Genomic DNA, 13,282 nt, shown 5'->3' on the forward strand with positions numbered 1-13,282 from the left:
GGAAACCGCTGGAGGTCGGCCTTGCGGGACCACACCGTCGTCGTCGGGTTCGGGACGAAGGGACGGTCGGCGATCCAGACCGTCTGTGCGACCGGGTTGAAGACGGAGCAGGTGGTCGTGGTCGACCCGAGCTCCAAGGTGATCGAGGCGGCCACCGCCGAGGGCTACGCGGGCGTCATCGGCGATGCGACCCGCAGCGAGGTGCTGAAGCGGGCCGAGGTGCAGCGGGCGCGGCAGATCATCATCGCGACCCAGCGTGATGACACGGCCGTGCTCGTGACCCTGACGGCCCGGCAGCTCAACAAGGCCGCGAAGATCGTGGCGGCGGTCCGCGAGGAGGAGAACGCGCCGCTGCTCAAGCAGTCCGGTGCCGACGCCGTCATCACCAGCGCCAGCGCGGCCGGGCGGCTGCTCGGGCTGTCCGTGCTCAGTCCGGCCGCCGGCATGGTCATAGAGGACCTCATCCAGCAGGGCAGCGGCCTGGACCTCGTGGAGCGCCCCGCGGTCAAGGCCGAGGTCGGCAGGACGCCACGGGAGACGGCCGACCTGGTGGTGAGCGTCGTACGCGGACACCGGGTGCTCGGGTACGACGATCCGGCCGTCGGCACCATCGAGGCGACGGACCGGCTGATCACCATCGTGCGGGCCTCGCCGGGCAGCAGGGTGGCCCCGGACGCACGACCGCTGCCCCGCGCCTGACCGGGCGAGCCGCCGGTGACGTCACCGGCGGGGCCCGCAGGGGCGGGGAGTAGCGTCGGCCGCATGTATGCGATCACGATTCCCGAACCTGGTGGACCCGAGGCGCTGGTGTGGGAGGAGGTTCCCGACCCCGTGCCCGGTGAGGGCGAAGTACTGGTCGAGGTGGTGGCCGGGGCCGTCAACCGTGCCGACATCATGCAGCGGCAGGGCTACTACGACCCGCCGCCGGGCGCCTCCCCGTACCCCGGTCTCGAGTGCTCCGGGCGGATCGCCGCGCTCGGCCCCGGCGTCTCCGGCTGGTCGGTCGGCGACGAGGTGTGCGCGCTGCTCGCGGGCGGCGGCTATGCCGAGAAGGTGGCCGTGCCGGCCGGACAGCTGCTGCCGGTGCCCGAGGGCCTGGACCTGAGGCAGGCCGCCGCGCTGCCCGAGGTGGCCTGCACGGTCTGGTCGAACGTCTTCATGATCGCCCACCTGCGCCCCGGCGAGACCCTGCTCGTGCACGGCGGCTCCAGCGGCATCGGCACCATGGCCATCCAGCTGGGCAAGGCGGTCGGCGCCAGGGTCGCGGTCACCGCGGGCACCAAGGAGAAGCTGGACTTCTGTGCCGAGCTCGGTGCGGACATCCTCGTCAACTACCGCGAACAGGACTTCGTCGCCGAGGTGAAGCAGGCCACCGACGGCTCGGGAGCCGACGTCATCCTGGACAACATGGGCGCCAAGTACCTGGACCGCAACGTGCAGGCGCTCGCGGTCAACGGGCGGCTCGCGATCATCGGCATGCAGGGCGGGGTGAAGGGCGAGCTGAACATCGGCGCGCTGCTCGGCAAGCGGGCCGCGATCAGCGCGACCTCGCTGCGCGCCCGTCCGCTCGCCGAGAAGGCGGCCATCACCGCGGCGGTGCGGGAGCACGTGTGGCCGCTGATCGCCCAGGGCCATGTCCGTCCGGTGATCGACCGGGAGCTGCCGATGGCGCAGGCGGCGCAGGCCCATCGGGTGGTCGAGGCCAGCGAGCACATCGGCAAGGTCGTGCTGGTCGCCCGCTAGCGGCCTCAGCCCCGTCGCACCCGCAGGCCGACGAAGGCGAGGCCGAGCCCGAGGCCGATCAGGACCAGGCCGCTGCCGAGCGGAAGGATCTGCAGCACGGGCTCGGTGTCGTCGTCCTGGCCGGAGCCCATCGCCTGGCCCGCCGGGTGCGGCGGGGGCGAGGTGGGAGCCAGGACGGCCTCCCGGGGCGGCTGCGCGGAGGTGGCCGCCGGGCTCCCGACGCCGCTCCCCGCACTCTCCGTCGCCGTCGCTTCGCCGAGACCGCCGTGGTCGTCCGGTTCATCCGGGTCGTCAGGGACGCCGTGGTCGTCCGGGTCGTCGGGGTCCTGGTCCTCCACCTTCGTCGCCGGTCCTTGGGGCCGCCCCGGTCGCATCCGGCCCTCGCCCGCCACGGTGCCGGCCAGTGACGGCTCGGGGGTGGCCGAGGCGCTCGCGGAGTCCGAGGGCACAGGGTCGGGGCCGTACGCGACAGCCGTGCCGCACGGCAGCAGGAGCGCCGCGAGGACGGGCAGCAGCCGGACGAGCAGCGGACGGACGAGCGCGAGCCGTGCCTGAACGGGCGGCCGGTTACTGGCGCGGGGGAGTCGCAGCCTTGGAGTCACGCTGGTGACCTCCTGGAGCACAGTCGTCGTCAGGGCCGACGATCACCAGCCTCACATTCGCCGGCAAACCCGGCATTTCTGATGCGGCCGAAGGGGCTACGGCCGGACCGGGGCGGTTCTGGCAGGTGGATCAGCCCTCATGGGGGGCACCACGGTGGTGAGGTGCACGGGTGCGAGAGAATGGCGGCATGGAGATGCCGAGGAACGAACGGTCGCCCGAGAATCCGCAGATCCTGGTCGTGGGCCAGGACGGGATGGCGCTCGGTGGCAGCAACGGGGACGAGGACTCCCGCGAGACCCCGGTGACCGAGATGGTGGAACAGCCCGCCAAGGTCATGCGGATCGGCAGCATGATCAAGCAGCTCCTGGAGGAGGTGCGCGCGGCTCCCCTCGACGAGGCCAGCCGGGCTCGGCTCAAGGAGATCCACGCCAGCTCCGTGAAGGAGCTGGAGGACGGTCTTGCGCCGGAGCTGGTGGAGGAGCTGGAGCGCCTCTCGCTGCCGTTCAACGAGAACGCGACCCCCTCCGACGCGGAACTGCGCATCGCCCAGGCCCAGTTGGTGGGCTGGCTGGAAGGGCTGTTCCACGGGATCCAGACCACGCTGTTCGCCCAGCAGATGGCGGCCCGCGCCCAGCTGGAGTCGATGCGGCGTGCGCTGCCGCCGGGGGTCGGCCACGAGGGCGAGGAGCACGGCCCGGCCGGCCGCTCCGGCGGGCCGTACCTCTAGAGACTCCCGGACACTCCCGAGACGGCGAAGGGCCCGGCGTACCACCGCCGGGCCCTTCCTACGCTTCTCCTACCGCTCCCGCCGCTCCTGCCTGCTGCCGCTCCTCGCGTCAGCCGGTCGCCGGGTTGCCCGTCGACACCTTCAGCTCGATGGTCGGCATGTCCTGCGGGTCGACGTCGGTGCCGGAGGACGGGAACTGCTCCATGACCGTGCCGTCGCCGTAGGTGTTCTCGTCCACGGAGACGATCTTCATCTGCCAGCCGGCGGCCTGGAAGCACTCCTTGACCGACTTGATGTACTTGAACTTGAAGTCCGGGACCTGGATCTTGTCCGGGTCGTCGTAGGACTCCTGCGGTTCGGTGCACTCGGTCTTCTCGACGGTCTTCGAGGTGTCGGGCCCGCGGTAGCCCGAGGCGTGCGAGGCCGTGGTGCTCGCGCTGCCGCCCCCACCGCCACCGCCGGTGTCGTCACCGCCGCCGCCGTTGTTCAGTGACAGCGCCACGATCAGGCCGACCACCGCGACGAGCGACACCGCGATCGACCCGATGACCACCGGCCGGTTGCCCTTCCCGCCGCCGCCACCGCTCTCACTGCCACCGGCGGCCGGCCCCTGAGGCGTGATGTTGTAGGGGGGCGGGGTCGACGGCGCCGGCTGCCCGTACCCGGCGGGCGTCTGGTAGCCCGCCTGCTGCGGATAGCCGTAGGCCGGTGAGGGAGCCGCGGGCCCGTAGGGATGCGGGGCCGGTGCAGGCTGGTACGGCGTCTGCACCGGTCCGGGAGGCGCCGGTGTGGCCTGGCCGACCGGCGGGAACACCGCGGAGCCGACCCCGGCGCCGCTCTGCGTCGGCGCGATGCCCGGAACGATGCTGGGCGCGGCCGGCTGGAGCGAGGCGGCGACCCGCAGGCACTCGTCGCGCATGGACTCGGCGGTCGGGAACCGCTCGTTCGGGTTCTTCTTCAGCGCGCGGGCGACCAGCGCGTCCACGGCCGGCGGAAGGGCCCGGTTGACCGTGGAGGGGGCGACCGGCTCCTCCTGGACGTGCGCGTAGGCGATCGCCAGCGGTGAGTCCGCGTCGAACGGCAGCCGCCCGGTGACCAGCTGGAACAGCATAATGCCGACCGAGTAGAGGTCGGACCGCGCGTCCACGCCCCGGCCGAGCGCCTGCTCCGGGGAGAGGTACTGCGGGGTGCCGACGACCATGCCGGTCTGGGTCATCGAGGTGACTCCGGACTGCATGGCGCGGGCGATGCCGAAGTCCATCACCTTGACGACACCGCGCTTGGTCATCATCACGTTGCCGGGCTTGATGTCGCGGTGGACCAGCCCCATCTCGTGGCTGATCTCCAGCGCGGCCAGTACGTCGGCGGTGATCTTCAGCGCCTTGTCGGCGGGCATCGCGCCGTACTGCCGTACGTCCTCGTCCAGGACCGAGCCGAGCGGGCGGCCCTCGACGTACTCCATGACGATGTACGGCATCGTCGAGCCGTCGAGCGCGTCCTCGCCGGTGTCGAAGACCGAGACGATGTTGGTGTGCGTGAGCTTGGCCACTGCCTGGGCCTCGCGGCGGAACCGTTCCCGGAAGGCCTGTTCCCGGCCGAGTTCGGTGTGCAGGGTCTTGATCGCGACCTGCCGGTCCAGGACCGTGTCGTACGCCAGGTGCACGGAGGCCATGCCGCCCTCGCCGAGCAGGTCGCGCAGCTGGTAGCGGCCACCGGCCAGAGCCCGCCCCGCGTAACGGCCGTACGCGCCGTCCTGGCTCATTTTCCCCGTCCCCCGCCCGGCACTCAGGCACCCTTGCTGATCGAATGTCTCATTCCCGGCCAAGTCTGCCGGAGGGTACTGACACGTCAAGCGCGGTGCCCGTTCCGTGACCGTACGCGAAAGAACGGCCGCGGAAGCGTTACAGGCGCTGTACGTCCGGTACACAGAATTTGCACGGCGGAGCGTGGTACGGGTTTGATGGCCGGTCCGTCCACGGGCCGGATCCCGGACCGACGGGTTGCGCGGAGGCTGTAGCGTGGCCGACGGAGACCGTGACAACACCGCGCGCACCGCGGGCAGAAACGACGGCGAGGACCGATGGCACAGACGCACAGCGCCCAGGGCCCGTCCGACCCCGAGGCGACTGGCGGCGGCATGTCAGACGCGCCGGAGATGTGGGGCAACCAGGGCCTGGTCGGCGACGGCCGGTACCGGCTGACCCACCGGCTCGGGCGGGGCGGCATGGCCGAGGTGTTCGCGGCCGAGGACGTACGGCTCGGCCGCACCGTGGCCGTGAAGCTGCTCCGGGCCGACCTCGCGGAGGATCCGGTCTCCAAGGCCCGCTTCACGCGTGAGGCACAGTCGGTCGCCGGGCTCAACCACCACGCGATCGTGGCGGTGTACGACTCCGGCGAGGACGTCGTCGGCGGCCAGTCCGTGCCGTACATCGTGATGGAGCTGGTCGAGGGCCGCACCATCCGCGACCTGCTGATCAATGCCGAGGCGCCGGGGCCCGAGCAGGCCCTGATCATCGTCTCCGGTGTCCTCGACGCGCTGGCCTACTCGCACCAGCACGGCATCGTGCACCGCGACATCAAGCCCGCCAACGTGATCATCACCCAGACCGGTTCCGTCAAGGTGATGGACTTCGGCATCGCCCGCGCCCTGCACGGCGCGTCCACGACGATGACGCAGACCGGCATGGTCATGGGCACGCCCCAGTACCTCTCCCCGGAGCAGGCGCTCGGCAAGGCCGTCGACCACCGCTCCGACCTGTACGCCACCGGCTGCCTGCTCTACGAACTGCTCGCCCTGCGGCCCCCGTTCATCGGTGAGACCCCGCTGGCGGTGGTCTACCAGCATGTCCAGGACATCCCGGTGCCGCCGTCCCAGACCTCCGAGGGCGCGGCCCCGCCGGAGCTGGACGGCCTGGTCATGCGCTCGCTCGCCAAGGAGCCCGACGACCGCTTCCAGACCGCCGAGGAGATGCGCGGCCTGGTCCAGTACGGCCTGCAGATGCTGTACGACCAGGGCGGCCACACCGGCACCTGGAACACCGGCCCGGTCACCGTGCACGACGGCCGGCACACCCCGGCGGCCGGTTTCGCCGGTACGACCGTGATGCCGCACCCGACGACCGGCGCCGGGACCACGCAGATCCCGCAGCCGATCCTGCCGGGCGGCTACGGGGGCGGCGACGACGGCGGTTTCGAGGGGCACGGCAACCGAGGCAGCGGCCGCGGCAGGCTGTGGATCCTGGCCGTCCTCGCGGTGATCGCGATCGCGGCGGGCGTCGCGCTGGCGCTGAACAAGGGCGGAGGCGGCGGCGACGGCGGCTCCGGTACGTCGCAGTCACCGACCGTCTCGCAGACCACCAAGGGCGAGACGCCCAGCTCCAGCCCGTCGGACGAGTCCAGCGACACGGCGACGGACACGGCGACCGACGACAGCGGCTCGGGGAACAACAACAACTCCGACTACACGCCGTCGCCCACCCCGACCTACAGCCAGTCCCAGGAACAGAGCAGCGAGCCGACCGACGAGCCGAGCGACACGGCGAGCGCCTCGCAGCCGACCGACACCGAGAGCTCGCCCGACACGCAGCCGTCCGACACGACGGGCGCGGGCGACGACGGTGGCACCGACGCCGGTTCGATCGCCGGCACCGGTGTCGGCGGCGGTTGAAGGACTCCGACACCCTTCGGCTGACCGGCCGCGGCTGATCAACGCTCTTGATCAGCCGCGGCCGGTCGGCTGCTGCTGATCCGCCGCTACTGCACGAACGCGTCGCACACCGCGTCGTACTCCCTGGTCCACCACACGGCGAGCGCCGAGGCGGCCGGGAACTGGGGGTCCGCGCGAGTGTCGCCGCGCTCGTAGTGCCAGCGCAGCATCCAGAAGTCGTTGAGCCGCTCCCACCACACGCGGTGCACGGCCGCCGCGAGCTCCGAGGGCGTGGCCCCGGCCGCGCGCCGGTACGCGCGCGCGTACGCCCGCACCTTCCGCAGGTCGAGCGCTCCCGCCGGGCGCACGAAGAAGATCGCGGCGGCGCGTACGGCCTCCTCCGCGCGGGGCTGCACGCCGAGCCGGTCCCAGTCGACGATCGCGGCGGGCGCGTCGTCCTTGTAGAGCAGGTTGAACGGGTGGAAGTCGCCGTGCACCCAGCCCACCGAGGCGCCTCGCGGAGGACGCCGGAGGGCGTGCTGTTCCAGGAGCGCACGGCGTTCGAGCAGCCGGTGGCGGGCGAGTTCGTCGAAGGCGTCGGCGGGGCGGTGCCGGCTGACGTGGGCGAGCAGGTCGTCGATGAGCGCGAAGGTGTCGGCCGGGTCGGCGCTCTCGACGGGGTGGGGGCTGGTCGCCGGGCGGGTGCGCCCCTTGGGGGGCATCACGCGCTCCAGACAGGCGTGCACGGCGCCGAGGAGCGCGCCGAGCCGTGCGCACTCCCCGCGCGTGAGCTGACCGCCGTGCCGGTGCCGGCCGTCGATCCAGGGGTGCAGGGCGTAGGCGTGGCCGCCGACGACGGCGACCGTACGGCCGTCGCGGTCGGCGAGGGGCGGGGCGACCGGGACGCCCAGGGCGGCCAGTCGCAGGGTGGCCAGATGACGCCGCTCGATGGCCGCCGGGTCGGCGGTGTCCGGGTCGAAGTGGTGTTTCAGGAAGTAGCGGCCGCGGGTGGTGCAGAGGCGGTAGCCGCGGTTCAGCAGGCCCTGTTCGACCGGCTCGCAGGCGAGCGCGGAACCGGCGGCGTACAGCCGGAGCAGGGCGCCCAGAGGGGGCGCGTGGGGTACGAGGGGGGGTAAACATGAGCGCGGCACGCGGCAGATGCTAGGGCAAGCACCAACCCTGTGAGCTGCGGGTTGTCACAGGTAGTCGTCGGTGGTCGCTTTCGGTCACCCGATGGACCGTGGCGAATGCAAGTGCGAAAGATGTGCCGCGTGGACGGCGCGCGGGGCGTAGGGTCACCGCGGCGCGCGCGACACACATCCGCTCCCCGGCGCGCAGACCGGACGCCTCGATGTCTTCCCGTGGCCCCCGGCGGCGGGATAACGTGCCGTAGCTCCGGCCTCCTGCAAGGCTCTGACCAGCAAGCTTCCGGCCCGCGTCGATCTACTAGGAAACCCAAGCAAAAAATACTTGGATTTCCAAGCAAAAACGCAGGTCAGGAGGGGTTTCACAGAAATGTGGGGCACTGGGTAACGTGCTTGTTGCAGGGCGCTCGCCGGGGCACCTGTCACGCCTGTTCCCGGCCGAGTGGCACCCACCCCGTGCCACGGGTGTCGGCAACAGGTGAGCCGCACTGGTTCACCCGGCAACCCCGGGGGCCGGACCGACGGAGGAGCACACGTGAGCGTGGACAGCAGTGCCGCGGGCACACCGCGACGCAGCGCCGCAGGCAAGGCCGGTACCACCGGCAGCAAGACCGGCACCAAGCGCACCACCAGCCGTACCACCACGAAGAAGAGCACCGATCCCGAGCTCGTCCAGTTGCTGACCCCCGAGGGCAAGCGGGTCAAGAACGCCGAGTACGACGCGTACGTCGCCGGGATCACCCCCGAGGAGCTGCGCGGCCTGTACCGCGACATGGTGCTCACCCGCCGTTTCGACGCCGAGGCCACCGCCCTGCAGCGGCAGGGCGAACTGGGCCTGTGGGCGTCCCTGCTCGGCCAGGAGGCCGCCCAGATCGGCTCCGGGCGCGCCACCCGCGAGGACGACTACGTCTTCCCGACCTACCGTGAGCACGGCGTCGCCTGGTGCCGCGGGGTCGACCCGACCAACCTGCTGGGCATGTTCCGCGGCGTCAACCACGGCGGCTGGGACCCCAACAGCAACAACTTCCACCTCTACACGATCGTCATCGGCTCCCAGACGCTGCACGCCACCGGCTACGCGATGGGCGTCGCCAAGGACGGCGCGGACTCGGCCGTCATCGCCTACTTCGGCGACGGCGCGTCCAGCCAGGGCGACGTCGCCGAATCGTTCACCTTCGCCGCGGTCTACAACGCCCCGGTCGTGTTCTTCTGCCAGAACAACCAGTGGGCGATCTCCGAGCCGACCGAGAAGCAGACCCGCGTCCCGCTCTACCAGCGCGCCCAGGGCTTCGGCTTCCCCGGCGTCCGGGTCGACGGCAACGACGTGCTGGCCTGCCTCGCGGTCACCAAGTGGGCGCTGGAGCGCGCCCGCAGCGGCGAGGGCCCGACGCTCGTCGAGGCGTACACCTACCGGATGGGCGCCCACACCACCTCCGACGACCCCACCCGCTACCGGGGCGACGAGGAGCGGCTGGCCTGGGAGGCGAAGGACCCGATCCTGCGCCTGCGCCGGTACCTGGAGGCCTCGAACCACGCGGACGAGGGATTCTTCGCGGAACTGGAGACCGAGTCCGAGGCGTTGGGCAGGCGGGTGCGCGAAGCGGTGCGGGCCATGCCGGAGCCGGACAACTTCGCCATCTTCGAGAACGTGTACGCCGACGGGCATGCGCTCGTCGACGAGGAACGAGCCCAGTTCGCCGCCTACCAGGCGTCGTTCGCGGACGTAGAGGGGGCCTGACCATGGCAGCGGAGAAGATGGCTCTGGCCAAGGCGATCAACGAGTCGCTGCGCCGCGCCCTGGAGTCGGACCCCAAGGTCCTCGTCATGGGCGAGGACGTCGGCAAGCTCGGCGGTGTCTTCCGGGTCACCGACGGCCTGCAGAAGGACTTCGGCGACAGCCGCGTCATCGACACCCCCCTCGCCGAGTCCGGCATCGTCGGCACCGCGATCGGCCTCGCCCTGCGCGGGTACCGCCCGGTGGTGGAGATCCAGTTCGACGGCTTCGTCTTCCCGGCGTACGACCAGATCGTCACCCAGCTCGCGAAGATGCACGCCCGCTCGCTCGGCAAGGTCAAGATGCCGGTCGTCGTCCGCATCCCCTACGGCGGCGGCATCGGCGCGGTCGAGCACCACTCCGAGTCCCCCGAGGCGCTGTTCGCGCACGTGGCGGGCCTGAAGATCGTCTCCCCGTCCAACTCCTCGGACGCCTACTGGATGATGCAGCAGGCCATCCAGAGCGACGACCCGGTGATCTACTTCGAGCCCAAGCGCCGCTACTGGGACAAGGGCGAGGTCAACACAGAGGCCATCCCCGGTCCGCTGCACAAGGCCCGCGTGGTCCGCGAGGGCACCGATCTGACCCTCGCCGCCTACGGCCCGATGGTGAAGCTCTGCCAGGAGGCCGCCGACGCGGCCGCCGAGGAGGGCAAGTCCCTGGAGGTCCTGGACCTCAGGTCCGTCTCCCCGCTGGACTTCGACTCGATCCAGGCCTCGGTCGAGAAGACCCGCCGCCTGGTCGTGGTCCACGAGGCACCGGTGTTCTTCGGTTCGGGCGCGGAGATCGCCGCCCGCATCACCGAGCGCTGCTTCTACCACCTGGAGGCCCCGGTCCTCAGGGTCGGCGGCTACCACGCCCCCTACCCGCCGGCCCGCCTGGAGGAGGAGTACCTTCCGGGCCTGGACCGGGTGCTCGACGCCGTCGACCGTGCCCTGGCGTACTGAGGAGAGGGTCGTGACGACGATGACGGAAGCGTCCGTACGCGAGTTCAAGATGCCGGACGTGGGCGAGGGGCTCACCGAGGCCGAGATCCTCAAGTGGTACGTCCAGCCCGGAGACACGGTCACCGACGGCCAGGTGGTGTGCGAGGTCGAGACGGCGAAGGCGGCCGTCGAACTCCCCATCCCCTACGACGGCGTGGTCCGCGAGCTGCGCTTCGCCGAGGGCACCACGGTGGACGTGGGCACGGCGATCATCGCGGTGGACGTGACGGGCGGGGCGCCGGCCGAGGAGCCCGCCCCGGCCCCGGCCTCGGCCCCCGCCCCGGAGCCGGAGAAGAAGTCGGAGGGCCGCCAGCCGGTCCTCGTCGGCTACGGCGTGGCGGCCTCCTCCACCAAGCGCCGCCCGCGCAAGGGCCCGGAGGTCACGGTCGCCGAGGCGGCCGTCCAGGCAGCGGTCCAGCAGGAGCTCAACGGCCACGGCCCCGCTCCGGCCCCCGCCCCGGCCCCGGCCGTGGCGGAGGAGCGTGCCCGCCCGCTGGCGAAGCCGCCGGTGCGCAAGCTGGCGAAGGACCTGGGCGTCGACCTGGCCACCGTGACCCCGTCCGGGCCGGACGGCGTCATCACGCGCGAGGACGTGCACGCGGCGGTGACGGAGCAGACGGCGGCACCGACCGCTGTGCCGCAGCCGGCCGCCCCGGAGACCGCCGCGACCCCGGCCGTCGCCTCCCCCGGCACCGCCCGCGAGACCCGTGTCCCCATCAAGGGGGTCCGCAAGGCGACGGCGGCGGCGATGGTGGGCTCCGCGTTCACGGCTCCGCACGTCACGGAGTTCGTGACGGTGGACGTGACCCGCACCATGAAGCTGGTGGAGGAGCTGAAGCAGGACAAGGACCTGCAGGGCCTCCGGGTCAACCCCCTCCTCCTCATCGCCAAGGCGTTGCTGGTCGCCATCAAGCGCAACCCGGACATCAACGCGTCCTGGGACGAGGCGAACCAGGAGATCGTGCTCAAGCACTACGTCAACCTGGGCATCGCCGCGGCCACCCCGCGCGGCCTGATCGTGCCGAACATCAAGGACGCCCACGCGAAGACGCTTCCGCAACTCGCGGAGGCGCTCGGCGAGCTGGTCGGCACGGCCAGGGACGGCAGGACGTCACCCGCGGCCATGCAGGGCGGCACGGTGACCATCACCAACGTCGGCGTCTTCGGCATCGACACGGGCACGCCGATCCTCAACCCGGGCGAGGCGGCGATCCTCGCCGTCGGCGCGATCAAGCTCCAGCCGTGGGTCCACAAGGGCAAGGTGAAGCCGCGTCAGGTCACGACACTGGCGCTGAGTTTCGATCACCGGCTTGTGGACGGGGAGCTGGGCTCCAAGGTGCTGGCGGACATCGCGGCGATCCTGGAGCAGCCGAAGAGGCTGATCACCTGGGGGTGAGCCCCGGAGAGAAGTGAGAGAAGGGCGAGACCGTGACTTCCAGTCACGGTCTCGCCCTTCTTTGACCTGCGTAAACGCTGAGAGTGTAAGTTCTCCTTACGGTCTCACGGACACTCTCGGCCTGACAGGAATAGGCTCAGGGCCGGGCGGCCGCAACTTCGGATTGCGACCGCCCACTCCCTTCAGAGCTGGTTCAGCACGTAGACCGGCGCCCCGTCCTCCGACCCGCCCCTCGAGTGAATGCAGGCGTGCTTGCGCAGCAGCCGGAGACACTCGTTGACGCGGTGCACCGTCAGGCCGGTACGCGCGGCGATCGATTCGAGCGGCTCGCGCAGCTCACCCTTCTCGACGAGGACAGGGGCGATCACGACGGCCACCGTCCAGACGTCCTCGGTCACGGACAACCGCCGTCGCCAGTCGGCGAGTACGGACTCGGTGGTCGGCAGGGCCGCGGGACTGTCCTGGGGCGTACGACGTTCGAGGACGAGGGCGTCGAGCCGGTCCGCGATGCGTTCCATCGCGCGGACCATGGCCTGCTGTACAGCCAACGTGGCCTTCTGCGTGGCCAGCATCTCTCGCTGCAACTCGATCGACTCACGCTGCCCGTTCGCGAGCTGCTCGTCCAGCTGGAGGTTGTGAGCCTCAAGCCGGACGATGGCCTCGGCCACCTGCTCGGGCATGGCGTACGCGACGGGCGCGCCCGGTTCGGTCGGCTGCACCTCGGCCTCTTCGAGAGTGTAAGAACCCTCTCGCTGGACTGTCTCGATGACCTCCGCGACCCACTGCTTGAAGGGGGCACAGGCGGGCTTCGTACAGGCGTTGACGAGGATGATCAGTCCCTGGAGATCGATGAGATTCAGGTCTCGACGCCAGCCCCGACCTGCGGGAATGCTGAGAGCGTAACCTCCAGTTACGCTCTCAATACACTCTCGGTGCTCTTCCGGAACATGGTCGGCGAGAGCCTTCCGAGAGTTGGCGTACCCCAGTTCCTTGCATACATCCACCGCCGGAAACCAGTGCCTCCCGTCCGGCATGGTCAGCCGTCGTACGCGCGCTCCGGTCGCCGCGTACACGAAGTCGCTGATGTCGATGGCCTCGTGGCGGCCGGCGGGTTTGGCTTGCTTGTTCGGTTCGTTCATCTGAACCACCTCCGCCGCGGAACCTAAGGCGGAGAAAATCGAATATGCCAGCCAAATACCGCAATGTTCATGAATGCGAGGGAAGAACTCGCGTTCTGCTGCGGCGCCCCTTCCTGGTATGCC

General features: G+C 70.9%; 11 protein-coding genes. 7 read left to right on the forward strand and 4 right to left on the reverse strand.

What is annotated here, in order from left to right; translation table 11 throughout:
• Together JF597_RS39240 and JF597_RS39245 are read left to right on the forward strand one after the other, a co-directional pair.
• Positions 1-699 (forward strand): NAD(P)-binding protein (locus JF597_RS39240; protein WP_294008133.1); only part of this gene is annotated, 699 nt, incomplete at its 5' end.
• A gap of 63 nt (positions 700-762) precedes the next feature.
• Positions 763-1,743, forward strand: a complete 981-nt coding sequence (locus JF597_RS39245; RefSeq protein WP_294008135.1) for an NAD(P)H-quinone oxidoreductase — start codon at positions 763-765, stop codon at positions 1,741-1,743.
• A gap of 5 nt (positions 1,744-1,748) precedes the next feature.
• Here the strand turns inward: JF597_RS39245 and JF597_RS39250 are convergent, their stop codons facing one another.
• Complete coding sequence (locus tag JF597_RS39250; protein WP_294008137.1) at positions 1,749-2,345, reverse strand: hypothetical protein; 597 nt, start codon at positions 2,343-2,345, stop codon at positions 1,749-1,751.
• A 188-nt stretch (positions 2,346-2,533) separates the two neighbouring features.
• On the opposite strand from JF597_RS39250, the gene JF597_RS39255 reads away from it, so the two are divergent.
• Entirely contained in the window at positions 2,534-3,073 is a 540-nt protein-coding gene (locus JF597_RS39255; protein WP_294008139.1) for a bacterial proteasome activator family protein, read from the forward strand.
• A gap of 109 nt (positions 3,074-3,182) precedes the next feature.
• Here JF597_RS39255 and JF597_RS39260 read toward each other — a convergent pair whose 3' ends face one another.
• Positions 3,183-4,835: a protein kinase gene (locus JF597_RS39260; protein WP_294008141.1), complete on the reverse strand. Its 1,653-nt coding sequence runs from the start codon at positions 4,833-4,835 to the stop codon at positions 3,183-3,185.
• Positions 4,836-5,153: 318 nt separating this feature from the next.
• Between JF597_RS39260 and JF597_RS39265 the strand changes: the two genes are divergently transcribed.
• Positions 5,154-6,740 carry a protein kinase gene (locus tag JF597_RS39265; RefSeq protein ID WP_294008143.1) on the forward strand — a complete coding sequence of 529 codons (1,587 nt, stop codon included), beginning with the start codon at positions 5,154-5,156 and terminating at the stop codon, positions 6,738-6,740.
• Positions 6,741-6,826: 86 nt separating this feature from the next.
• On the opposite strand, the gene JF597_RS39270 is transcribed toward JF597_RS39265, so the two are convergent.
• Positions 6,827-7,870, reverse strand: a complete 1,044-nt coding sequence (locus JF597_RS39270; protein WP_294008145.1) for a phosphotransferase — start codon at positions 7,868-7,870, stop codon at positions 6,827-6,829.
• A gap of 529 nt (positions 7,871-8,399) precedes the next feature.
• On the opposite strand from JF597_RS39270, the gene pdhA reads away from it, so the two are divergent.
• From pdhA to JF597_RS39285, 3 genes are read left to right on the forward strand one after another with little or no spacing between them, the layout of a single operon-like run.
• Positions 8,400-9,602 carry a pyruvate dehydrogenase (acetyl-transferring) E1 component subunit alpha gene (pdhA, locus tag JF597_RS39275; RefSeq protein ID WP_294008147.1) on the forward strand — a complete coding sequence of 401 codons (1,203 nt, stop codon included), beginning with the start codon at positions 8,400-8,402 and terminating at the stop codon, positions 9,600-9,602.
• 2 nt (positions 9,603-9,604) lie between these two features.
• Positions 9,605-10,585, forward strand: coding sequence for an alpha-ketoacid dehydrogenase subunit beta (locus tag JF597_RS39280; RefSeq protein WP_294008149.1), 981 nt, complete (start codon positions 9,605-9,607; stop codon positions 10,583-10,585).
• Positions 10,586-10,595: 10 nt separating this feature from the next.
• The gene (locus tag JF597_RS39285) at positions 10,596-12,020 is read left to right on the forward strand and encodes a dihydrolipoamide acetyltransferase family protein (protein ID WP_294008151.1); all 1,425 of its coding nucleotides are present in this window, start codon (positions 10,596-10,598) and stop codon (positions 12,018-12,020) included.
• A 182-nt stretch (positions 12,021-12,202) separates the two neighbouring features.
• Here JF597_RS39285 and JF597_RS39290 read toward each other — a convergent pair whose 3' ends face one another.
• The gene (locus tag JF597_RS39290) at positions 12,203-13,159 is read right to left on the reverse strand and encodes a Bro-N domain-containing protein (RefSeq protein ID WP_294008153.1); all 957 of its coding nucleotides are present in this window, start codon (positions 13,157-13,159) and stop codon (positions 12,203-12,205) included.
• Positions 13,160-13,282 lie beyond the last annotated feature (123 nt).

Source organism: Streptomyces sp. (genome assembly GCF_019510245.1).
In the GTDB taxonomy this organism is placed as follows: Bacteria; Actinomycetota; Actinomycetes; order Streptomycetales; family Streptomycetaceae; genus Streptomyces.